This is a genomic window from Sphingobium sp. V4 (assembly GCF_029590555.1).
GTDB lineage: Bacteria > Pseudomonadota > Alphaproteobacteria > Sphingomonadales > Sphingomonadaceae > Sphingobium.
On record NZ_CP081001.1, the window covers coordinates 2,500,174 to 2,522,968 of the forward strand.

The following is a 22,795-nucleotide window of genomic DNA, read 5'->3' on the forward strand; positions in this document are numbered from 1 at the left end:
GAACGGCACAAGTCAATGCGGGCCTGAACGCCCGCGCCTGTTACTCCTGCAATTTCTTCTCTAGTGCCGCTTCCGCGCGGGCCACATAGTCGCGGCAGGCGCCGGGATCGACGAAGGGGTTGGGCGTGCGCGCCCGCGCCAGCCTGGCCAGCCGATCGGCATTGCCATCGCGCGGATGCGAGGCGATCAGCATGTCGCAGGGCATCGCCTTCACCCGCCCGAAGCTGGTGCGGAAGGCATCGACGAAGCGCCGATGCGCCGGATCGGCAAAGCGCCAGCCGTCGGCCGCGATCGGATTGAGGCTGGCGGCGAAGACGATCGTCCGGCAATCCTTCCCCTCGCAGCTGTTCCAGCTCCAGCTCATGCTGCCCAGCGTATGGCCCGGCGTCGCATGGGCGGTGACGGCGACGTCGCCCAGCCGGGTAACCTCGCCGTCGCGCACCGTCCGCAATGTCTTGACGCCCGGAAACCGCTCCAGCCAGGCTGCCTGCGGGTCTTCGGGATCGCCCCCACCCTGCCGCAGCACGGTGGCGGCGGGCGCGCTGGCGATCACGGTCGCACCGCTGTCCCGCGCCAGCGCGGCAATGCCGCCGGCATGGTCGAAATGCGGTTCGGTGCTGAGGATCAGCTTCACCTGCCTGATCGAAAAGCCGAGCTGGCGGATCTTCGCCTCGATATCTCCCACCGCCTGCGGCACCGCGCCGTCGATCAGGATCAGCCCCGCGCCGGTGCGGATCAGCGCCACGTTCAGCCCACCAAAGCCGACCAGATAGGTCTTCCCATGGAGCCGCACCGGCGGCTGCGGCGCCAGCCAGCGCTTCGCCGAATCGGGCGCGATCGGACGCGTCAGCGGATCGTCCGGCTTGCCCGCGCCCATCGCCATCATCCCAGCCAGACTAATAGTCAGCACCGCCATATTCCGCATCATTTCGCCTCCTCCTTGGTATGAAGGAAAAGCTGCCGTGCAGTGGCCTCAACGACAAAGCATGATTTCTCGACAGAGCCATTAGCCTGGCTTATGTCTGTAGCTCTATGGACCGCGCCCAATTGCCCCTGAACGCCCTGCGCGCCTTCGAAGCGGCGGCACGGCACCTCAACTTCACGAAAGCCGCGATCGAACTCTGCGTCAGCCAGGGCGCGGTCAGCCAGCAGGTGGCGCAGCTGGAGGCGCGGCTCGGCGCCCCGCTCTTCCGCCGCCTGCCGCGTGGCCTCATGCTGACGGACGAGGGCCGCGCCCTGCTCCCGGTCATGGCCGACGCGCTCGACCGGATCGGCGCGACCCTGGGCCGGATCGAGGGTGGCCGCCCGAGCGAGATATTGAATCTCGGCGTCGTCGGCACCTTCGCCGGCGGCTGGCTGCTCGACCGGCTGGAGGATTTCGCCCGCGCCTGCCCGCATGTCGACCTGCGGATCATGACCAACAACAACCGCGTCGATCTGGCGGGCGAAGGGCTGGACCTCGCCATCCGCTTCGGCGACGGCGCCTGGCACGGCACCCATGCCGACCCGATCCTGCGCGCGCCGCTCACCCCGCTCTGCACGCCCGAAGTCGCGGCGCGCCTGCCCGATCCCGCCGCCCTTGCCCGCGAAACCCTGCTGCGCTCCTACCGCGCCGACGAATGGCCGCGCTGGTTCGCCGCCGCCGGCGTGCCCTGCCCGCCGCTGCGCGGGCCGGTATTCGACAGTTCGATCCTGATGGTGCAGGCGGCGTTGCGCGGTCTCGGCGTCGCGCTTGCCCCGCCCGCCCTGTTCGCGGGCGACCTGCACAGCGGGTGGCTGGTCCAGCCCTTCGCCGCCTCGGTCGATCTGGGCGGCTATTGGCTCACCCGGCTCATGTCCCGCCCCGACAGCCCGGCCATGGCCGACTTTCGCCACTGGCTTCTCGCCGCCGCGGGGCGCTGATGGTTCGCGGAAAGGCTCCCGCTTCCGACGACCCCGCCACGCCATCCGTGATGAAAAATCACGAATACGCCCAATTGATGCCGTCGAGGCATGAAAAGCGCGCGATCGCCACAACTGTCCAACTCGCTGTCCAGAATCGTGCGCGCCAGCAGGACCGTCCCGCTGCTCACCCCGGATAGGTGATCGCCATCACCTCATACTCCTTCTCGCCCGCCGGCAGCCTGACGCGGCGCAGATCGCCCACCGCCGCCCCGCGCAGGGCGCGCGCCATCGGCGATCCCCAGCCGATCCGTCCCGCATCGACATCGGTCTCGTCATTGCCCACGATCGTCACGGTGCGATGATTGTCGTCCTCGTCGGCGATGGTCACGGTCGCGCCGAAATAGACCCGGTCCTTGTCGGGCTGCTGCCGGGGGTCGACGACCTTGGCGTCCTTCATCTTCTTCGACAGGCGCTTCAACTGGCCGTCTATCTCCCGCATCCGCTTGCGGCCATAGAGATAGTCGCCATTCTCGCTGCGGTCGCCATTGCCCGCCGCCCAGCTCACCACCTCCACGATCGCCGGCCGCTCGACCCCCAGCAGATGGTCATAGTCGGCGCGCAGCTTCGCAAAGCCTTCGGGGGTGATGTAATTGGGATAGGGGGTGGTCATCCCGCTGCTTTAACGCCCGGCATCCCTTCCGTCATCCCGGACGTGCGCCGGGATGACGTGGGGCGCGGCGGCGCCATGGCTCAACCGGGCGTAGGCTTGCCCAGATAGCGGCTCAGCACCGCGCTCGTCCCCCGGAACTTCGCCCGCTCCGGGTTCATCGCCTCATAGACCACCGCATTTTCCAGCACGCGCTGCACATAGTTGCGCGTCTCGAAGATCGGGATCTGCTCGATCCAGCGCAGCATGTCTGCCCCGGCGATGCGCGGGTCGCCATTGGCGGCGATCCACTTGTTCACATTGCCCGGCCCGGCATTGTACGCCGCCACCGCCAGCGGATAGCTGCCGCCATAATAGTCCAGCATCCGCTGGAAATAGCCCGACCCCAGCATGATGTTGTAGCTGGGATCGTCGAGCGAGGACGGGTTGTAGCCCAGGCCCAGCTTGCCCGCCTGCTCGCGCGCTGTGCCGGGCATCAGCTGCATCAAGCCGCGCGCGCCGGCATGGCTGACGATCTGCTTGTCGAACTGGCTTTCCTGCCGCGCGATCGCATGGACCATGGTCCAGTTATATTGCGCCGTCGGCGGCACCGGCACGCGCGGGAAGGCGCTGGTGCCATAGCCGGTCAGGCCGCTCGACACCGCGCGCCGGCCCACCATCACGCTCATGTCGGTGCGACCGATATGCTGGGCCAGTTCGGCGGCCAGATAATGGTCGGTGTCGCTGTCGGCATTGTTGGCGATGGCGCGCACGAACTTGCTCTGCTCGCCCCAATAGCCCATCTGACCCAGCGCTTTGACCGCGCGCACGACCGACCTGCTGTCGAAGGCGGCGCGCTCCGCCGCGGAGATCGGCACCGGCCGCTCGACCGTGGCGGGGGCGGGAATCGGCCGGCCCAGCCGCTCCAGCGCCAGCTGGCCGTAAAACTGGTCGGGATAGACGCCGGCCTGGGTGAAATAGCTGTTGGCGCTGGCCGCGTCCCCGGCCTGGAGCGCGGCGCGGCCGGCCCAATAATAGCCCTTGGACCGGGTCTGGGGCGACTTGGCCGCATCGGCATAGCGGCGGAACATCGTCACCGCGTCGGTCGGGCGATTGAGATTGTAGAAGGCGGTCGTGCCCGCCAGCCAGGCGAGGCTGGTATAATCGTCGCGCACGCCGATCGGCTGCTCGCTCAGCGAGACGCCGGGCGGAACCGCATCGTCGATCCGGCTGGCGATGCCATAGGCGAAGCTCCACTGGCTGTCGTTCGCCGCGGCCCGCGCCTGGTTCAGCAGCACCTCATAATATTTCTCGGCATTGGCCGGGCGATAGGTCAGCGCCGGGCGGTTCGCCAGATATTGGCGCGCGCCCACCCAGTTGCCGGTATCGCGCATCCAGATCGCCTTGTCGGCGACGAAGCCCGCATCGCTGGCACCGGCCGGTTCGGCCGCCTGCATCAGCGCGATCGCGTCGGGCGCCTTGCGCCGCAGCGCGATCCGCGCCTGGAACACCGTCCGCCGCGCCGGGCTGACATAGGCGATCATCCGCATCGCGCCGTTGATGTCATTGGCCCACAGCAGCGCATCGGCGCGCTGGTCATGGTCGGCACTCGTCAGGCCGGAGCCGAACAGCGAAAGCAGCCGCGCCTCGTCCGCGACGTTCAGCGGCCCGCCGATCCAGGCGGTGCGCGCGGCGACCCGTGCCTCGTCCATCCGCCCCAGTTGCATCAGCGCCATCGCGTTGCGGGCATGGCCGGTCGCGCTGCGCGCCGGGAAGCGCGCGAAAAAGGCCGCCACCTGCGCCGGGCCGACGGTTTCGGCGCTGATCCCGGTCTCGGCCAGCCGCCGCATCCGGTCCTCGCCCGGCCAGCCGGGATTGGCCAGGATGAAGCTGGCATAGGTCGCCGCGCCCAGCCCGTCGCTCTGCTGCAACGCGCGCCACTGGCTGATCGTGCTCGCGATGCTGCCGTCGCTCGGCTGCCCGATTCGCGCCTGTACCTGGTTCCACTGCGCGGGCTGGCCATATTCGGGCGGCACAGGCTGCACCATCGCGCCGCCCGGAGACGCGGGGGCGGTCGCCGGGATCGGCCCTTCTGTCTGCGCACCCGCACCGGCGGTCATCAGCAACAAGGCAATAATCGGCATCCGGATCAGGTAACTTTCGACATGGGGAGAGGCGCACATGCTGGACATAATCGCATTTGCATCCTTATCAGGCCCTGAATGACGCGCTATAGCGCGCCGCTTCACCGATCATGCCCCGGCCGCCCGGAGATTTGAAGGAGTTTTATCATGTTTTCGGGCTCGATTCCGGCTCTGATCACCCCGTTTCGCGATGGCGCCGTGGATGAAGCGGCCTTCCGCGCCTTCGTCGACTGGCAGATCGCGGAAGGATCGAGCGCGCTCGTGCCCTGCGGCACCACCGGCGAAAGCGCGACGATGACGGTGGAGGAGCATAATCGCGTCATCGCCATCTGCGTCGACCAGGCGGCCGGCCGCGTGCCGGTGATCGCGGGCTGCGGCTCCAACGACACGCGAATCGCGCTGGAGCATATGTACGCCGCCCAGGCCGCCGGCGCCAACGCCGCGCTGGTGGTCGCCCCCTATTACAACAAGCCGAATCAGGAGGGCGTCTATCGCCACTTCGCCTATCTGGCGGAGCGCTGCGACCTGCCCATCCTCCTCTACAATGTGCCCAGCCGCACCATCACCGACATCGGCGTGCCGGTGATCCACCGCCTGTCGGAGGAGTATCAGACCGTCGTCGGCATCAAGGACGCCACCGGAAATCTCGGGCGGGTCACCGCGCAGCGCTTGGCCTGCCGCCCCGACTTCTGCCAGTTGTCGGGCAATGACGAAACGGCGCTGGGCTTCAATGCGATGGGTGGCAAAGGATGCATCAGCGTCACCGCCAATGTGGCCCCGCGCCTGTGCGCGGAGTTCCAGGCGGCGATCGCCGGCGGCGACTGGGATGGTGCCTTGGCGCTCCAGGATCGTCTCTACCCCCTGCATGACGCCCTGTTCAGCGATTCTTCACCCGGCCCGGTCAAATATGCACTCACGCGCGTCCGTCCCGACATGCCCGGCGATGTCCGCCTGCCGATCACCTGGCCGTCGGAATCGAGCCGTGCGGCGGTCGATCGCGCGCTGGAGATCGCGGGTCTGGTTTGATCGGGGCGGCGCCCTATATATGAAGTGAGCAATTAGACCATCATGGCCCGCCCCCGCCCAGAAACCTTCGACAAGAAGAAGATCGTCGCCGAGAACCGGCGCGCCAAGTTCGAATATTTCCTGGAGGATGTGTTCGAGGCCGGCATCGCGTTGCAGGGCACCGAAGTGAAGTCGCTGCGCTTCGGCGAAGGCAATATCGCCGAAAGCTATGCCGAGGTGAAGGGCGATCAGGTGTGGCTCGTCAACAGCAACATCCCCGAATTCAGCCATGGCAACCGCTTCAACCATGAATCCAAGCGCCCCCGCAAGCTGCTGCTGCACGAGCGGGAAATCGCCCGGATGCACGGCGCGGTCGAACGCAAGGGCATGACGCTGGTGCCGCTGGCGCTCTATTTCAACAGCCGCGGCAAGGTGAAGGTCGAGCTGGCTCTGGCCAAGGGCAAGAAGACCCATGACAAGCGCGAGACGATCAAGGAACGCGACTGGAAGCGCGATCAGCAGCGCATCATGAAGGCGCATGGCTGATGGATAACAGGCTCACCCGCTGGTGGCACGCCAACGCGCCCACCCGCGAGTCGCTGGAACAGAGCCGGGTTCTCGCCCCCGTCGCCCATCGCGTGCTCGAACCCTCGCTCTGGCGCTTCACCCGCCGCTCGGTTCCGCGCGGCGTGGCGCTGGGCCTGTTCGTCGGCATCTTCCTGCTGATCCCCGGCGTGCAGATCGCGGGCGCGGCGCTCTTCGCCCTGCCCTTTCGCGCCAATATCCCGGTCGCGGCGGCGATGACCTTCCTTTCCAACCCGGCGACCACGCCCCTGATCCTCATGGCGTCGGTATGGCTCGGCAACTGGATATTGGGGCGCAGCGCCGACGCCTCCGGCTTCATGGCGTTGGTCGACAAGCACGCCTCCCTCAGCGACTGGTGCGCCTGGCTCTTTTCCGAGGCCGCCCCCGCCATGCTGCTGGGTCTCTTCCTGATTTCGCTCGTCAGCGCGATCATCGGCCATGTCGCCGCCGACTGGTTCTGGCGCCGCCGCATGGGCCGCAAATGGCAGGCGCGCAAATTGAGGATTGGCAAGGTCCACAAAAGCAGCGCATTGGAGGAGGCCGCCAGCGTCTGACGCCGGGGGTTTTGGTTCCGAAGCGATGCAGGGGGTTGGCCGGCCATGGCCGCACGGCTGAAAAAGGATGACGAAGCGTGGCTGGCGAAACCGGCCTCGCCCTTCGCGCTGCCGCTGCTGATCGGCGCGGCGCTGCTGTCGGCCGGCCTCGTCTTCTACGCGGCGGGTAGCGCGCCGCTGGCCGCGGGCTTCGCCGCGAGCATCCTCACCATCGCCGCGCTGATGAGCTGGTACCACCGCCTCAACCCGGCGCCGCTGTCTGATCGGGAGGCGACACCGGACTGGACCGTGGCCCGCGCGGCGGCCGACGCCTCCAACATCGCGATCGCTGTCACCGACCGCGCCGGCCGGCTGGTCTGCGCCAGCGATCTGTTCGGCGAATGGTTCCCCGGCTATCCGACCCCGCCGGGCGTCACGGGCGACGCCGTCCTGACCGAAAGCCTGTCCGACACCGCCCGCGCCGCCTGGCGCGATGGCGATGCGAAGCTGGAGGGCATGACGCTGGGCGCGATGCGGCTCGACGTCGACATCGCCCGCACCGGCCGGTCGGAGGATTATCTGCTCTGGCGCTTCACCCCCGTCCGCCAGCCGAGCGCGCTGGACGATGTCCACCGCTTCCTGACCGGGGAGGCCGGGCGGCAACTGGGCGAAGCGGGCATCATGGCCGTGATGATCGGCGGCGAAGGCCGCATCCGCGCCGCCAACGGCGCCTTCATGCTCCGTGCGGCGGGCCGGATCGACGCCAATATCACCGGCCGGGATTTCGCCGCGCACATGCGGGTGGACGACAAGGGCCGGCTGTTCCTGGCGCGCGAGGAAAATGGCGGGCTGCCGCTGCGCCTGCTCCAGGTGCCGCTGCGCCGCGCCAGCCAGCCCGGCGGCGCGCAGACTTCGGCGCAGGACGGCCCGATGCTGCTGCTGCTGATCGACGAGCCGGCGGGCGGCGGGGGCACCTCCGCCCTCTCCTATATCGAAACCCTGCTCTCGCTGCTGCCTTTCGGCCTCGCCATGGCGGACCGGGACGGTCGCATCCTGTTCGTCAACAAGGCGTTCGCCCGCGCTTCCGGTCTCAAGTCGGGCACCAAGCCCAGCTATCCCGGTGACCTCGTCGTGCGCGAGGACCAGGCGGCGGTAGCCGACGCGGTGCGCCGCTTCGCCGTCGGCCCGCAAATGTCGGGCGACATCGCGGTGCGGATGCGCGAACAGCCCGACGAGCCGATCGCGCTCAGCCTGGCCGGCGTGCGCGGCCTGGGCGAAGCGGCGGTGCTGCTCAGCCTCAAGGACAATAGCGAGGAGAGCAAGCTCAAGCGCCAGGTCGCGCAGGCGACAAAGATGCAGGCGATCGGCCAGCTCGCCGGCGGCGTCGCCCATGACTTCAACAATATCCTGACCGCCATCATCGGCCATTGCGACCTGATGCTGATGCGCCATACGCCGGGCGACAGCGACTATGACGATATCCAGCAGGTCAAGTCGAACAGCAACCGCGCCGCCGGCCTGACCCGCCAGCTGCTCGCCTTCTCGCGCCAGCAGACGCTGCGTCCGCAGATCCTGCAACTGCCCGACATCGTGTCCGACGTGTCCAACCTGCTGAAACGGCTGCTGGGCGAAAATGTGCGGCTGGAGGTCAGCCATGGCCGCAATCTGGGCGCCGTGCGCGCCGATCCCGGCCAGCTCGAACAGGTGATCGTCAACCTCGCGGTCAACGCCCGCGACGCCATGCCCGAAGGCGGCACGCTCAATATCCAGACCTATGCCGTGCCCGCTTCCAAAGTGCGCGAGATGCGGCAGCAGATCTTGCCGGTGGGCGACTATACCGCGCTGCGCGTCTCCGACACGGGCCTCGGCATCCCGCCCGACATCTTGTCTAAGATCTTCGAACCCTTTTTCACGACCAAGGAACTGGGCAAGGGCACGGGCCTCGGCCTCTCGACCGTCTATGGCATCGTCAAGCAGTCGGGCGGCTATATCTTCGCCGAATCCGAACTGGGGCGCGGCGCCAGCTTCGTCATCTACCTGCCGGTCTATGCCGGCGCCGACGCCGACCATGTCGTCCCCGCCCAGACGCCCGCCCGCCGGGCCGAAACCTGGGGCACCGGTACCATCCTGCTGGTGGAGGACGAGGACATGGTCCGCGCCGTCGCCGAACGCGCGCTGGCGAGGCAGGGCTACAAGGTGCTGACCGCCAATGACGGCGAACAGGGGCTGGAGGTGCTGGCCACCCATGACGGCATCGACCTGCTCATTTCCGACGTGGTCATGCCGAACATGGACGGTCCCGCCATGGTGACGCAGGCGCGGCGGACCCATCCGCTGCTGCCGGTGCTGTTCATGTCGGGCTATGCCGAGGAACAACTGCGCAAGTCGATCGACATCGCCCATGTCGCCTTCCTGCCCAAGCCCTTCTCCGTCAGCCAACTCGCCGAAGCCGCCCGCGACGCCCTCGCCATGCGCCCCGCCCCGGCGGAATGAGGCCGCAGGCGCTCGCGGGCCGCCGATTGCGCCGGTCCGGGACGGGCTTCTTGCTCCGGATCAAGGTGAAGGGGCTGGGCAAGCGCCTGGCAATGGGTTAGCGAGTCGTCTGGACAGACAGGGAAACAGGGCATGTCGGACGCAAAATCCATCCTCATCGTCGAAGATGAGGCGATGATCGGCATGATGCTGGAGGATTATCTCGACACATTGGGCTACCGGCTGCACGCGCTCGCCGCCACCGTCGACGAAGCCTGCGCCCATGCGCGCGAGGGCGGCTTCGACGCCGCCCTGCTCGACTGCAACCTCCAGGGCGAAAAGAGCTGGCCCGTCGCGGACATATTGGCGCAGGCCGACATCCCCTTCATCTTCGCCACCGGCGGCATGGCCGACGACCTGCCCACCGGCTACGCCGACCGCCCGACCCTCGCCAAGCCCTTCACCATCGGCGCCGTCGAACGCGCGCTGGGCAAGGTGCTGGGGGCGTAAGGCTCAGGCCCGCGACCGGACGGTCGGGTGGCGACCACTAGCAGACGCCAGCGCGTTGATGCTAAGCATCACGAATGACGAACGGATCGTTCCTATCGTACTATCGATATGTCATAGCGGTTCATGTCGGGCTTTTCGGCTATCTCATTTATACGCGCGGTTTTTCCCGCTTCGTTACCGATGAACTGCCGCTGCGCATGGCGATCTTTGCTGCTCTAACGGCTGCGGTCTATTGGTGGTGGAAACGCAGGAAAGGCAGACGTCCGCTAGCCACCCTGTCCGTCATTCCAGAGAGCCGACCGCCCCAACGCCCGCGCCCCTTCGCAAAGAAGAGGTAGCCCCTCCCGCGCAGCCTGCTAGGGTGCCGCCACGAACCGGAAACCGGAACGGATAGGAAATTTCCGTTCCCCTCTTGTTCTACCGGAACAAACAGGATACATCATCGCCAAGGCGCCGAAGACTCGACGCGATCCGCTTGACAGGGGATAGGCCGATGACCGCAATGCTCCAACTCATCGATTCCAAGAAGACGGGGACAATGGACAGACAGAAAGCATTGGAGGCGGCGCTCGCCCAGATCGATCGCGCCTTCGGCAAGGGCTCGGCCATGAAGCTGGGCAGCCGGGAAAAGCTGGAGATTGAGGCGATCTCGACCGGCTCGCTCGGCCTCGACATCGCGCTCGGCATCGGCGGCCTGCCCAAGGGCCGCATCATCGAAGTCTATGGCCCGGAAAGTTCGGGCAAGACCACGCTCGCCCTGCACGCCATTGCGGAGGCGCAGAAGAATGGCGGCACTGCGGCCTTCGTCGACGCCGAACATGCGCTCGACCCCGTCTATGCCAGGAAGCTGGGCGTCGACATCGACGAACTGATCGTGTCGCAGCCCGACACCGGCGAACAGGCGCTGGAAATCGTCGACACGCTGGTCCGTTCCAACGCCATCGACGTGCTGGTGGTGGACTCGGTCGCCGCGCTGGTCCCCCGCGCCGAAATCGAGGGCGAGATGGGCGACAGCCATGTCGGCCTCCAGGCGCGCCTCATGTCCCAGGCGCTGCGCAAGCTGACCGGTTCGATCTCGCGGTCCAAATGCATGGTGATCTTCATCAACCAGGTACGCATGAAGATCGGCGTGATGTACGGCAATCCGGAAACCACGACCGGCGGCAACGCGCTCAAATTCTACGCCTCGGTCCGCCTCGACATCCGCCGCACCGGCCAGATCAAGGATCGCGACGACATCGTCGGCAACGCGACCCGGGTGAAGGTGGTCAAGAACAAGGTCGCCCCGCCCTTCAAGCAGGTCGAATTCGACATCATGTATGGCGAGGGGATTTCCAAGATCGGCGAGATTCTCGACCTCGGCGTGAAAGCCGGGATCGTCGAGAAGTCGGGCGCCTGGTTCTCCTATGACTCGGTCCGCATCGGCCAGGGTCGCGAAAATGCCAAGACCTATCTCAAGGAACATCCCGAAATGGCGGAGCGTCTGGAAAAGGCGATCCGCGGCAAGACCGAGCAGGTCGCCGAAGGGATGATGACCGGACCCGATGCGGAGGATGATGGCGAATAAGCGCGGACAGGCGCCCTGGCCGGATCAACCGGGGCGCGGTTCGCCGGGTTCGCCCGCCTTGCGCATCACGCACTGAAAAGGCCCGTCGCGCCACGCTGCGCGGCGGGCCTTTTACCGTCCGCCGTATAACCCGCCGCACGCGCCACGCCGTGCCTCTCGCCCCATCGCCTTGCTCTGGCCAAGCCCGCCGAAGCCCCGCACTTTCTCGCTCGCCAAGCCCGAAGCGCTTGCGCCGGGCCTGCGCGCCCACGATGCTTATGCGACGGGACGAATCGCCCCGCGCTCCAGTCCGGACCCCATATCATGCGCCTCGCGATCGAAGCGATTCTCGACTATGACTTTGCCGAACCCAGCGACGTGCTGCTCGCGGTGGAGGCGGCCGCCCTGCCCGACCAGCGGGTGATCGAACAGACCCACATCATCGACAATGCCGGCCCCCTCACCAACAAGGTCGGCGGCAGCGGCGTCGGCCGCCGGACCTGGACCCGCACGGGCACCGGCCGGATGCTCAGCACCTATCGCGCCACCGTGGATGTCGATCGCGCGCCCGTCGACCTGGCCAGCCTCTCCAAAAGCCCGCTGCCCAGCCTGCCGGAGGATGTGCTGCCCTTCATCTGGCCGAGCCGCTATTGCGAGGCCGACCGCTTCGGCAGCTTCGTCAGCGGCCATTTCGCCAATCTGGAGGGGGGCGCGCTGGTCGACGCGCTGCTCAACTGGGTGCATGAGAATATCGCCTATGTGCCGGGCAGTTCGGGTATCGCCACCACCGCCGCCGACACGTTCGTGGCGCAGCAGGGGGTCTGCCGCGACTTCGCCCACCTCACCGCCGCGCTGATCCGATCGCGCGACATTCCCGCGCGGCTCGTGTCGGTCTATGCGCTTGATCTCGACCCGCCCGATTTCCACGCCGTGGTGGAGGTATGGCTCGACGGCGCCTGGCACATGGTCGATGCCACCCGCCTCGCGCCGGTCGAAACCATGGTCCGCATCGCCGTCGGGCGCGACGCCACCGACATCGCCTTCATGACCATCTTCGGCGGCGCGCAGATGAATGCCCAGTCGATCCGCGTCAGCCGCGTGGCCGATCCCGGCTGACCGTTCAGCCGACGGACAGCCGGACACGGCTATGCCTCATATCGTCGCAGGAGGAACGGACATGATCGGGACCAAGGCACGCTGGATGACCGGAGCGCTGGTGAGCGCGGGCCTGCTCGTCGGCAGCATCGGCGCGGCCGACGCTCGGCCACGCTACGGCTACGACCGGGGCTGGAACGGCGGCTGGGACCGGCACCACCGCCACCGCGGCGACGGTTTCGGCCTTGGCGATGCGATCGGGGTCGCGGCACTGGTGGGCGCGGTCGCGATCGTCGCCTCCTCCATCTCCAAAAACAAGAAGATCCGCGATCCCCGCACCGGCGGCGAATATGACGCGCCGCCGCGCAGCCCCGACACCGACTATGGCGCCGATGCCCGCACTGGCACGCTGCCCCCCGATGCCCCGATCCGCGACGACGCCGACTTCTCCGACGTGGCCAGCGCCAACGCGCAGGACGATGCGATGACCGACGCCTGCGCCGTCGCCGCGCGCGACGAAGCCCAGGGCCAGAACGGTGGCTATGCCGAGATCCGCAGCATGGATCAGCCCCGCACCTCCCAGGACGGCGCCACCAATATCGACGGCGAGATCGAAACCCGCGCCAGCTATCGCGCGACCGACGGCACCACCCGCCGCTTCACCTGCACGATGAGGGACGGCCGCGTCGCGCAGGTCTACATCAGCCGCGACGTAGCGCTACACTGATCTCAGGTAGGACGCGCCGCCTTCCTGCTGGTCCAGGCGATCACGGCCCGGCCATCGCCAGCAGGAGCCGGAATGCAGGGGATGGGTGGGAGCGGAAGGGCGGCTTTGCCTATCCCCTCCCGTTTAGGCGAAAGGCGACGACACGTGTTCGCGCAGCCAGTTAATCCCAGCGCCGTGAACTGTTGCGACATTGCGCTGAGCCAGACCCACCGGCCACCCCACGAACAGTCGAACATTCGTCCGATGCGGATTTTCTCTGATCCATCCTGTCGGATGACTAGCCATCGCGCCTCCCAGTCCCTTTCATCCCGTCGCATCATCGACGCGTGACCGCAGCGTCACTGTCGCCGCGCTGCCGTCGCGTGGCGGGCGCTTCGCGAGCGCCTTCCCGCCGCCATGGGCCGACAAGGCCCGACGACAGTGTGAACTTCGGCGGCGTGCCTCTTGGCAACCCCTTCCCGTCGCGATAGCGCCACCGCCATGTCCGCACCGCCCTTGCCCCGTCGCACCGCCGCGATCGCCTTCATCCTGGTGACGGCGCTGCTCGACGTGATGTCCATGGGCATCGTCATTCCGGTGCTGCCGCAGCTGATCGAGACATTGTCCGGCTCCAGCACCAGCGCCGGCCTGTGGAACGGGCTGTTCGTCGCGCTCTGGGCGGGGATGCAGTTTCTCTGCTCGCCCGTCATCGGCTCGCTGTCCGATCGGTTCGGGCGACGGCCGGTGATCCTGATCTCGGTCGCGGGCCTCGCGCTCGATTATGTGCTGATGGCGCTCGCGCCCAATCTCTGGTGGCTGGCGCTCGGCCGCATCCTGGCGGGCGTCACCTCGTCCAGCTTCACCTCCGCCTTCGCCTATATGGCCGACATCACCCCGCCGCAGGGCCGGGCGCGCGGCTATGGGCTGATCGGCGCGGCGTTCAGCGCCGGTTTCGTCGCCGGGCCGCTGCTGGGCGGGGTGCTCGGGGAAATTTCCCTCCGCGCGCCCTTCTGGGCGGCGGCGGGCCTTTCCGGCCTTGCCTTCCTCTACGGCCTCGCCATCCTGCCCGAATCCCTGCCGGCGGAAAAGCGCATGGCCTTCAGCTGGCGCCGCGCCAACCCGTTCGGCGCGCTGCGGCTGCTGCGCTCCCACCCCGAACTCTCCAGCCTCGCGCTCGTCAATTTTCTCCTCTATTTCGCTCATCATCTCTTCTCGGCCGTGTTCGTCCTCTATGCCGGCGACCGCTATGGCTGGGGCGCGTGGCAGGTCGGCACGCTGCTGGCACTCGTAGGCCTGATGGACATGGGCGTGCAGGGGGCGCTGGTCGGCCCGGTGGTGAAGCGGCTGGGCGACCACAGCACCATGGTCATCGGCCTCGCCTTCGGGGCGATCGGCGTCGCCGCCATGGGGCTGGCGCCGACCGGCGGACTGTTCGTCGCCGCCATGTTCCCCAATGCGCTCTGGGGCCTCGCCATGCCGACGATCCAGTCGCTGATGACGCGGCGCGTCTCCGAAAGCGAACAGGGACAGCTCCAGGGCGCGAACAACAGCGTGGGCGCGATCGCGGGCATCGTCTCGCCGCTCTTCTTCGGCGCTGTCTATTCCGCCTCGGTCGGCGCCCGTCCGCTGCTGCCTTTCATCGGCAGCGCCTTTCTGATCGCGGCGCTGGTCCTGGCCGGCGCGGCGCTGCTCGGCCGGGCCGCCAGCCGTGACGAGGATGCCCCCGCGCGCCCATGAGGCGGGGAGAACTGGACATATCGGGACAGGGCGACTAACCGGGCGCGAATCCCTTCCACCGCTCGACACAAAGGCGATTCGATGACGCTGCCCCTTCAGGATTCCATCCTCATCGTGGACTTCGGCAGCCAGGTGACCCAGCTCATCGCCCGGCGCGTCCGCGAAGCCGGCGTCTATTCCGAGATCGCCCCCTTCAACAGCGCGGCCGAAGCCTTCGAGCGGATGCAGCCCAAGGGCATCATCCTGTCAGGCGGCCCCTCCTCGGTGATGTGGGAGGACAGCCCCCGCGCCCCGCAGCATTTCTTCGATGCAGGCATCCCCATCCTGGGCATCTGCTACGGCCAGCAGACGATGATGCAGCAGCTGGGCGGCAATGTCGAAGGCGGCGAGAGCGGCGAATTCGGCCGCGCCTTCATCGAAGTGAAGCAGGGCTGCGCCCTGTTCGACGGCCTCTGGACCGAAGGCGAAAAGCATCAGGTCTGGATGAGCCATGGCGACAAGGTGACGAGCCTTGCCCCCGGCTTCGAGGTCGTTGCGACCAGCGAGGGCGCGCCCTATGCCGTCACCGCGAACGAGGAAAAGCGCTTCTACGCCACCCAATTCCACCCCGAAGTCGTCCACACCCCCGACGGCGCGAAGCTGCTCGCCAATTTCGTCCGCCATGTCTGCGGCCTCGCCGGCGACTGGACCATGGCCGAGTTCCGCGCCACCAAGATCGCCGAAATCCGCGCCCAGGTGGGCGAAGGCCGGGTGATCTGCGGCCTGTCGGGCGGCGTCGATTCCGCTGTGGCCGCCGTGCTGATCCACGAAGCGATCGGCGACCAGCTCACCTGCGTCTTCGTCGACCATGGCCTGATGCGGCTGGGCGAAGCGGAACAGGTGGTCAGCCTGTTCCGCGAACATTATGGCATCAAGCTGGTCCATGTAAACGCGGAAGACCGCTTCCTGGGCGGCCTCGCCGGCCTCACCGACCCGGAAAAGAAGCGCAAGTTCATCGGGGGCGAATTCATCGCCGTGTTCGAGGAGGAAGCCGCCAGGATCGGCGGCGCCGATTTCCTGGCGCAGGGCACCCTCTATCCCGACGTGATCGAGAGCGTCAGCTTCACCGGCGGCCCTTCGGTTACGATCAAGTCGCACCATAATGTCGGCGGCCTGCCCGAACGCATGAACATGAAACTGGTCGAACCCTTACGCGAACTGTTCAAGGACGAAGTGCGCGTGCTGGGCAAGGAACTGGGCCTGCCCGACATCTTCGTCGGCCGCCATCCCTTTCCCGGCCCCGGGCTCGCCATCCGCATTCCCGGCGAAGTGACCAAGGAACGCTGCGACATATTGCGCAAGGCGGACGCCATCTATCTGGAGGAAATCCGCAACGCAGGCCTCTACGACGCGATCTGGCAGGCCTTCGCCGTGCTGCTCCCGGTCCGCACCGTCGGCGTGATGGGCGACCACCGCACTTATGACAGCGTCTGCGCCGTCCGCGCCGTCACCTCGACCGACGGTATGACTGCCGACATCTACCCCTTCGACGCCGCGTTCCTCAGCCGCGTCGCGACGCGCATCATCAATGAGGTCAAGGGCATCAACCGCGTCGTCTATGACTATACGTCGAAGCCGCCGGGGACCATCGAATGGGAATAAAGCCGGCAAAGCGAATGTCCGGGGGACATTCGCCGGCTTTATTCGGCTGCGTAAGCAGCCGTGGGTGTCAGGTATAATGGCCGTCCGGGGGATCGCCATCCGGTCAGCTCGGCCGCGCAAGCGGCAGCAGCGGTGGAGCGTGACATGACCAGCGCCGCCCTCGGCCACCCCGTCTATCGGGACATGCCGACCACCATCTTCGAACATATGTCCGCCCGCGCGCGGGAAACCGGCGCGATCAATCTGGGGCAGGGCTTTCCCGAAGGCCCCGGCCCCCGCGCCGTCCTGCAAGCCGCCGCCGACGCGCTGCTGACCCGATCCAGCCAATATCCGCCGATGGCCGGTCTGCCCGAACTGCGCGCGGCGGTCGCCGACCATTATGACCGCCACCAGCAGCTCGATCTTTACGAGCAGGAGGTGATCGTCACTTCCGGCGCGACCGAGGCGATCGCGGCCAGCCTGCTCGCACTGGTGAAACCCGGCGACGAAGTGCTGATGCTCGCCCCGCTCTACGACGCCTATCTGCCGCTCGTGGAGCGCGTGGGCGGCGTCGCGAAAGTGGTGACGCTGACCCCGCCCGACTGGCGCGTGACCCACGACGCGCTGGCAGCGGCCATCACCCCGCGCACCCGCATCCTCCTCATGAACAATCCGGTGAATCCTACCGGCATCGTGCTGCGCGAGGCGGAACTGGCGCTGCTCGCCGACCTCTGCGTTGCGCATGACCTGATCGCCATCTGCGACGAAGTCTGGGAGCAAAGCGTCTATGACGATGTCGCCCACCGCCCGCTGATGGCCTTTCCGGGGATGCGCGACCGCACCGTCAAGATCGGGTCGGCGGGCAAGATCTTTTCCGTCACCGGCTGGAAGGTCGGCTGGATGTGCGCCGCCCCGCCGATCGCTACCCTGCTCGCCCGCGCCCACCAGTTCCTGACCTTCACGACCCCGCCCGGCCTGCAATGGGCCGTGGCGGAGGGGCTGGGCTACCCCGACGCCTGGTTCGCCGAGCAGCGCGCCGCCTATCAGGCCTCGCGCGACCGGCTGGCGGCCGGCCTCGTGGCGGCGGGCTATGTCGTCCAGCCCAGCGCCGCCACCTGGTTCCTGTCGATCGACCTGCCCGCATCGGGGATCGCGCTGGACGATGTGACCTTCTGCAACCGCATCATCGACGAAGCCGGTGTGGCAGCGATCCCGATCAGCGCCTTCTACCCCGACGCATCCGTCACCCATCTCGTCCGTCTCTGCTTTTCCAAGACGGACGCGATGCTGGATCAGGCGATCGCGCGGCTCGCCGCCTTCCGCGCGACGCTGGGCTGACGCACGATCATGGCGCCCAGGATCAGCATGGCGACCAGCAGCAGCGCCTGCGCGGCGAGGAAGGGCGGCTCCGTCCCGGTCGGCGCCAAGGCGTTGAGCGCCGGCACCTTCAGGAAGCTCTGCACGACCAGCACGAACAGGTTGAGCCACAGCGCCACCGTCGCGCTCACCGCGTAAATCGTCCGCGCCCGGCCGCGCAGCTTCAGGCCAAAGAGCGCGACGAAGGCGACGATCAGCACCAGCGTCGAAAGGATGCCCACCCCGATCGCCGGCGTGAACCCACGGAACGGAAAGAGGAAACCGGTCAGGCTGGTCAGCAGGGTGGTGACGAGGAACAAGGCCTGCACCCGCGGCAGGAACCGCCCCTTCGCCTGCGCCAGCAAGGCGACAAGGCCAGCGACGATGCCGACCAGGCTGATCGCGACATGCAGCGCGATGAAGGCTGGAATGGAAAGACCGAGGATCATGATGCTTCTCCTTGGGAAAACAGGCACTCCACCCGTCATCCCCGCGCAGGCGGGAAATGACGGAGAAGGTCAGGCCGTCTTGCGATAGCGCGCCGCTGCATCCTTCAGCGACAGATTGGGCCGCAACGCCGCCCGCGCGGCGAGATAGGCGTCGAGGTCGCCCCGGTCCGGCAGCGCCGGAATGGTGATCGCCTCGCCCATGTCCAGCCCGGCCAGCGCCGCATCGACCATCACCTCGACATCCATCACCATCTCGGCCGGAATTCCCGCGATCTGCTCCTCGGTCCAGATCGGCGTCCGGGTGATCCCCGGCAGCACTGCCTGCACCCGCACGCCCTTGCCGCCCAGTTCGACCTGCAACGCCTCGGTAAAGGCCAGCACATAGGCCTTGCTCGCCGGATAGACGGCAGTGAAGCCGTCGGGCATCAGCGCCGTGACCGACGTGATGTTGATGAGCGTCCCCGCCCCCGTCGCCGCAAACCGGGGCGCGACCGCGCGGGACAGCCGCGTCACGGCCAGGATGTTGAGGTCGATCAGGCCGGTCAGATAGGCCGGATCGGTCTCGACGAAGCTCTGTTCGCCAGCGATCCCGGCATTGTTGATGAGGCCCGTGATGGCGTCATCGTCGCGCAGCCGCGCCTCGATCCGGGCCAGGTCATCGGCCTTGGCCAGATCGGCGGCGATCACTTCGACGCCAACGCCGGCTTCGGCCCGCAATTGCGCCGCCAGCGCCTCCAGCTTCTCCGCCCGTCGGGCGACCAGGATCAGATTGGCGCCGCGCCTGGCAAAGCGATCGGCATAGACCGCGCCGATGCCGTCCGACGCGCCGGTGATGAGGATGGTTTCATTGGTCATGGGAAGTCTCCTGTGAAGAACCTCCGTCCGCTTCTCTACACGCTCGAAACGAACGAAGCCGGATTTGTCAGCCGTTGATGAAATCGAGCAGGTCGGCATTGAACCGATCCTGATGGGTGACCGTCAGTCCATGATCGGCCCCTTCATACACCATCAGCACCGCCTGCGTAACGATCTTGACTGTCGAGAGGGCAGAGGCGCCGATCGGGACGATCTGGTCGTCGTCGCCATGCAGGACGAGCGTGGGCACATCGACCTTGGCGAGGTCGGCGTGGAAATCGCTCTCCGAAAACGCGCGGATCGAATCGAGCTGCCCCTTCAGGCCGCCCATCATCCCCTGCCGCCAGAATTCCTCGCGAACCCCCTCGGAGATCACCGCGCCGTCGCGATTATAGCCGTAGAAGGGGATGGTCAGATCCTTGAAGAACTGGCTGCGATTGTCGAACGTGCCCTTGCGGATGCCGTCGAACACGTCGATCGGCAGCCCGCCCGGATGGGCCTCGGTCTTCAGCATCAGCGGCGGCACCGCGCCGATCAGCGCCAGCTTGGCCACGCGGCTCGTGCCATGGCGGCCGACATAGCGGGTGACTTCGCCGCCCCCGGTCGAATGGCCGACCAGCACCACATCGTGCAGGTCCAGAGCCGCGATCAGGTCGGCCAGATCGTCGGCATATTGGTCCATATTGTTATTGTCCCACGTCTGGTCCGACCGGCCATGGCTGCGGCGGTCATGGGCAATGGTGCGAAAGCCCTGATTGGCGAAAAACACCATCTGCGCATCCCAGGCGTCGGCGCTCAGCGGCCAGCCATGGGAAAAGACGATCGGCTGGCCATCGCGCGGCCCCCAGTCCTTGTAGAAGATGCGGGTGCCGTCCTTGGTGGTGACGAAATTGCTCATGATGAAAGTCCCTTCTGCATTGGAAGAGCGTCTCTCTCGCCCTGTGCTTGCAGTTTTAGGGGTAATGACGGAGGATCGGGATTGGCGGTCCCGACATTAAGCGGGCCGATTCCGACAAAGGCTGTCCCATGGACGCGACGCAGAACCCAAAGGCCGAAATCGGCATCCTCCTCTACCGCGACTGCCAGCAGGCGATGGTCCATGGCATGACCGACCTCATCGCCATCGCCGGGCAATTTTCGGGCCAGCATGGCGGCCCGCCGTTACGCGTCAGCCATTGGCGGATGCAGGCCGACGGCAGCTTCGCCCGCTGCCATGATACGCATGACGGGCGGCCCGGCGCACCGGACATCTGGCTCGTCCCCGGCCGCCTGTCCGGCGTGCCCGACGCGGAGGAAGCAGCCCCCTATGCCCGCTGGCTGCTGGACCGGCACGCCCAGGGCGCGACCCTCGCTTCCAATTGCGGTGGCGCCTTCCTGCTGGCGGCGACCGGCCTGCTTGATGGCCGGCCCGCCACGACCCACTGGTGGTTCGCCGAACCGTTCCGCGCCCGCTTCCCCGCCGTGAAGCTGGACTGCGACCGGATCGTCATCGACGATGGCGATCTCATCACGGCTGGCGGGTTGATGGCGTGGACCGATCTGGGCCTGCGGCTGGTCGACCGGCTGCTCGGGCCGACCGTGATGCTCGATACGGCCAAGTTCCTGCTGGTCGATACGGCCGGGCGCGAGCAGAAGCATTTTGCCCGCTTCATGCCGCGCATGACCCATGGCGACGAGCCGATCCTGAAGGTCCAGCACTGGCTCGCCGCGCGGGAGGCCAAGTCCGTCACCACCGCCGAGATGGCGGCGCAGGCGGCGCTGGAGGAACGCACCTTCCAGCGTCGCTTCAAGGCGGCGACGGGCATGACCCCGATCGAATATGTCCAGCATCTGCGCATCGCCACGGCGCGCGAGCATCTGGAATTCACCCGGCGCACCATCGACCAGATCGCCTGGAGCGTCGGTTACGAGGATTCCGCGGCCTTCCGCAAACTGTTCCACCGCCTCGTCGGCCTGTCCCCCGGCGACTATCGCACCCGCTTCGCCGCACCAAGCGCAGAGGCAGCCTGAGTATTTATATAGTTAGCTAACTATTGAAATACTTACTTATCGTTTCAACTGTCCATGTCGCTGTCGGACTTGCGGCTCGCCGCCCATGTCGCTAGGTTCCCGTTTCGTTCCCAAAAGGACCAGATATGGACAGCCCGGCCGCTCTTCTCCTCCTCGTCGCCCTCCTGATCGGCCTTGCGGTCGGCTGGCTGTTGCGGACCCGGTCGGCTGCCCCGCTCATGGCCGAAAAGGCCGATCTTGCCGCGAAGCTCGACACCGCGACGGCCCAGCGTAATGGCGCCATCGCCGAACTGGCGGTGGAAAAGGAACGGGTCGCGCAGGCCGCGACCCATGTCGCCCGCCTCGAAGCAGCGCAGGTCGCCGCTGACCAGAGGTTGGAGGCGGTGCAATCCGCTGCTGCCCGGCGTCTCGACGCTGTCCAGGCCGAGCGGGAGGCCGCGCTGCGCGATCTCGCCGCGCTCCAGTCCGACACCCAGGCCCGCACCCAGGCGTTCGAGCAGCAGATCGCCGCGCTCAAGGACGCCAAGGAACAGCTTTCCGCCCAGTTCAGCGAGATTGGCGGCAAGCTGCTCGACCAGGCACAAACCCAGTTCCTGACCCGCGCCGACCAGCGCTTCGCCCAGGCGAGCGAAAAGAGCGAGGCGCAGCTCAAGACCCTTCTCTCGCCCGTGGAAACCACGCTCAAACGCTATGAGGAAGGCCTCGCCCGTGTCGAGAAGGACCGGGTCGGCAGCTATGCCGAACTGCGGGAGGCGATCGCGCAGGTCCATCAGGGTCAGGGCCAGGTTCGCGAGGAAACGGCCAAGCTCGTCAATGCGCTCCGCGCCGCGCCCAAGACCCGCGGCCGCTGGGGCGAGCAGCAGTTCAAGAACCTCATCGAAACCGCCGGCCTCTCCCCCTTCGTGGATTTCCAGGAGGAAGTCTCCGTCACCGTGGAGGACGGCCGGCTGCGCCCGGATTTCATCATCCGCCTGCCCGGCGACCAGCAACTGGTGGTCGACGTCAAATGCTCGCTGGAAGCCTATCTCAACGCCGTCGACCAGGTCGATTCCGCCTCTCGCGAGCGCTATCTGGCGGACCATGCCCGCGCCGTGCGAACCCATGCCGACGCGCTGGGGCGCAAGGCCTATTGGGAACAGTTCGCCAAGGCGCCCGACTTCGTCATCATGTATGTCCCCGGCGACAATTTCGTCACCGCGGCGCTGGAGGCGGACATGGACCTGTGGGAACGCGCCGCGCGCAACCGCGTCATCATCTGCGGCCCCGCCACCTTCCTCCCCCTCGCCCGCACGCTGGCGGGCCACTGGCGCCAGGCGAAGATGCAGGAACAGGCGCAGCAGGTGGGCCAGCTCGGCAAGGAACTGTACGAGCGCCTGTCCGTCGCCGCGACCCATCTCAAGCGCCTCGGCTCCGGGCTCAACAGCGCCGTCTCCAACTACAACAGCTTCATCGGCAGTTTCGAGAGCCGCGTCCTCGCGACCGGCCGCAAGTTCCGCGACCTCGACATCGAGACCGGCGGCAAGGACATAGAGGCCATGGAACCGCTCGACGTGCTGGCGCGCGACCCGCAGGTGGACGAGGCGCGGGCGCTGCCGGCGGCGGAATGACGCCGCTCAGGCGCCCGTCTGATGCCGCCCTTGCA

The 22,795-nt window shown here is 67.1% G+C and carries 20 protein-coding genes; 14 read left to right on the plus strand and 6 right to left on the minus strand.

Going from position 1 to position 22,795, the window contains the following annotated elements; all coding sequences use genetic code 11:
* Positions 1-40: 40 nt before the first annotated feature.
* A complete protein-coding gene (bla, locus tag K3M67_RS12450; RefSeq protein ID WP_285831614.1) occupies positions 41-928 on the minus strand; it encodes a subclass B3 metallo-beta-lactamase in 888 nt (295 codons plus the stop codon).
* 104 nt (positions 929-1,032) lie between these two features.
* On the opposite strand from bla, the gene K3M67_RS12455 reads away from it, so the two are divergent.
* Positions 1,033-1,902, plus strand: coding sequence for a LysR family transcriptional regulator (locus tag K3M67_RS12455; RefSeq protein ID WP_285831615.1), 870 nt, complete (start codon positions 1,033-1,035; stop codon positions 1,900-1,902).
* 166 nt (positions 1,903-2,068) lie between these two features.
* On the opposite strand, the gene greB is transcribed toward K3M67_RS12455, so the two are convergent.
* Together greB and K3M67_RS12465 are read right to left on the minus strand one after the other, a co-directional pair.
* Positions 2,069-2,554: a transcription elongation factor GreB gene (gene greB / locus K3M67_RS12460; protein WP_285831616.1), complete on the minus strand. Its 486-nt coding sequence runs from the start codon at positions 2,552-2,554 to the stop codon at positions 2,069-2,071.
* 80 nt (positions 2,555-2,634) lie between these two features.
* The gene (locus K3M67_RS12465; RefSeq protein ID WP_285831617.1) at positions 2,635-4,722 is read right to left on the minus strand and encodes a lytic transglycosylase domain-containing protein; all 2,088 of its coding nucleotides are present in this window, start codon (positions 4,720-4,722) and stop codon (positions 2,635-2,637) included.
* Positions 4,723-4,821: 99 nt separating this feature from the next.
* Here K3M67_RS12465 and dapA point away from each other — a divergent pair, with 99 nt between their 5' ends.
* From dapA to K3M67_RS12520, 11 genes are all read left to right on the plus strand, one after another.
* Positions 4,822-5,700: a 4-hydroxy-tetrahydrodipicolinate synthase gene (dapA, locus tag K3M67_RS12470; RefSeq protein WP_066859591.1), complete on the plus strand. Its 879-nt coding sequence runs from the start codon at positions 4,822-4,824 to the stop codon at positions 5,698-5,700.
* Between the two features lie 42 nt (positions 5,701-5,742).
* Complete coding sequence (gene smpB / locus K3M67_RS12475) at positions 5,743-6,225, plus strand: SsrA-binding protein SmpB (RefSeq protein ID WP_066859592.1); 483 nt, start codon at positions 5,743-5,745, stop codon at positions 6,223-6,225.
* On the plus strand, positions 6,225-6,818 hold the full coding sequence (locus K3M67_RS12480; protein ID WP_066859594.1) for a DUF2062 domain-containing protein: 594 nt from the start codon (positions 6,225-6,227) through the stop codon (positions 6,816-6,818). Before smpB ends, K3M67_RS12480 begins: the two co-directional genes overlap by 1 nt.
* 45 nt (positions 6,819-6,863) lie before the next feature.
* Positions 6,864-9,290, plus strand: coding sequence for a hybrid sensor histidine kinase/response regulator (locus K3M67_RS12485; RefSeq protein ID WP_066859595.1), 2,427 nt, complete (start codon positions 6,864-6,866; stop codon positions 9,288-9,290).
* Between the two features lie 132 nt (positions 9,291-9,422).
* On the plus strand, positions 9,423-9,779 hold the full coding sequence (locus K3M67_RS12490) for a response regulator (protein ID WP_066859596.1): 357 nt from the start codon (positions 9,423-9,425) through the stop codon (positions 9,777-9,779).
* Between the two features lie 493 nt (positions 9,780-10,272).
* Positions 10,273-11,346: a recombinase RecA gene (gene recA / locus K3M67_RS12495; RefSeq protein WP_066859597.1), complete on the plus strand. Its 1,074-nt coding sequence runs from the start codon at positions 10,273-10,275 to the stop codon at positions 11,344-11,346.
* 303 nt (positions 11,347-11,649) lie between these two features.
* The gene (locus K3M67_RS12500; RefSeq protein WP_066859598.1) at positions 11,650-12,441 is read left to right on the plus strand and encodes a transglutaminase-like domain-containing protein; all 792 of its coding nucleotides are present in this window, start codon (positions 11,650-11,652) and stop codon (positions 12,439-12,441) included.
* 61 nt (positions 12,442-12,502) lie between these two features.
* A complete protein-coding gene (locus K3M67_RS12505; RefSeq protein WP_285831618.1) occupies positions 12,503-13,147 on the plus strand; it encodes a hypothetical protein in 645 nt (214 codons plus the stop codon).
* A 480-nt stretch (positions 13,148-13,627) separates the two neighbouring features.
* The gene (locus tag K3M67_RS12510) at positions 13,628-14,863 is read left to right on the plus strand and encodes a TCR/Tet family MFS transporter (protein WP_066859600.1); all 1,236 of its coding nucleotides are present in this window, start codon (positions 13,628-13,630) and stop codon (positions 14,861-14,863) included.
* Positions 14,864-14,944: 81 nt separating this feature from the next.
* The gene (gene guaA, locus K3M67_RS12515) at positions 14,945-16,504 is read left to right on the plus strand and encodes a glutamine-hydrolyzing GMP synthase (RefSeq protein WP_066859601.1); all 1,560 of its coding nucleotides are present in this window, start codon (positions 14,945-14,947) and stop codon (positions 16,502-16,504) included.
* A 144-nt stretch (positions 16,505-16,648) separates the two neighbouring features.
* Entirely contained in the window at positions 16,649-17,821 is a 1,173-nt protein-coding gene (locus K3M67_RS12520; protein ID WP_066859602.1) for an aminotransferase, read from the plus strand.
* Here the strand turns inward: K3M67_RS12520 and K3M67_RS12525 are convergent.
* From K3M67_RS12525 to K3M67_RS12535, 3 genes are all read right to left on the minus strand, one after another.
* Positions 17,776-18,288 (minus strand): hypothetical protein, encoded by a 513-nt coding sequence (locus K3M67_RS12525; RefSeq protein ID WP_285831619.1) that lies wholly within the window; start codon positions 18,286-18,288, stop codon positions 17,776-17,778. The genes K3M67_RS12520 and K3M67_RS12525 overlap by 46 nt on opposite strands.
* 69 nt (positions 18,289-18,357) lie before the next feature.
* A complete protein-coding gene (locus K3M67_RS12530; protein WP_066859606.1) occupies positions 18,358-19,143 on the minus strand; it encodes an SDR family NAD(P)-dependent oxidoreductase in 786 nt (261 codons plus the stop codon).
* Between the two features lie 67 nt (positions 19,144-19,210).
* Positions 19,211-20,041: an alpha/beta fold hydrolase gene (locus K3M67_RS12535; RefSeq protein WP_066859609.1), complete on the minus strand. Its 831-nt coding sequence runs from the start codon at positions 20,039-20,041 to the stop codon at positions 19,211-19,213.
* A 128-nt stretch (positions 20,042-20,169) separates the two neighbouring features.
* Between K3M67_RS12535 and K3M67_RS12540 the strand changes: the two genes are divergently transcribed.
* Both K3M67_RS12540 and K3M67_RS12545 read left to right on the plus strand, forming a co-directional pair.
* Positions 20,170-21,153 carry a GlxA family transcriptional regulator gene (locus K3M67_RS12540; RefSeq protein ID WP_285831620.1) on the plus strand — a complete coding sequence of 328 codons (984 nt, stop codon included), beginning with the start codon at positions 20,170-20,172 and terminating at the stop codon, positions 21,151-21,153.
* 125 nt (positions 21,154-21,278) lie between these two features.
* Complete coding sequence (locus tag K3M67_RS12545; RefSeq protein ID WP_066859611.1) at positions 21,279-22,760, plus strand: DNA recombination protein RmuC; 1,482 nt, start codon at positions 21,279-21,281, stop codon at positions 22,758-22,760.
* Positions 22,761-22,795: the final 35 nt, after the last annotated feature.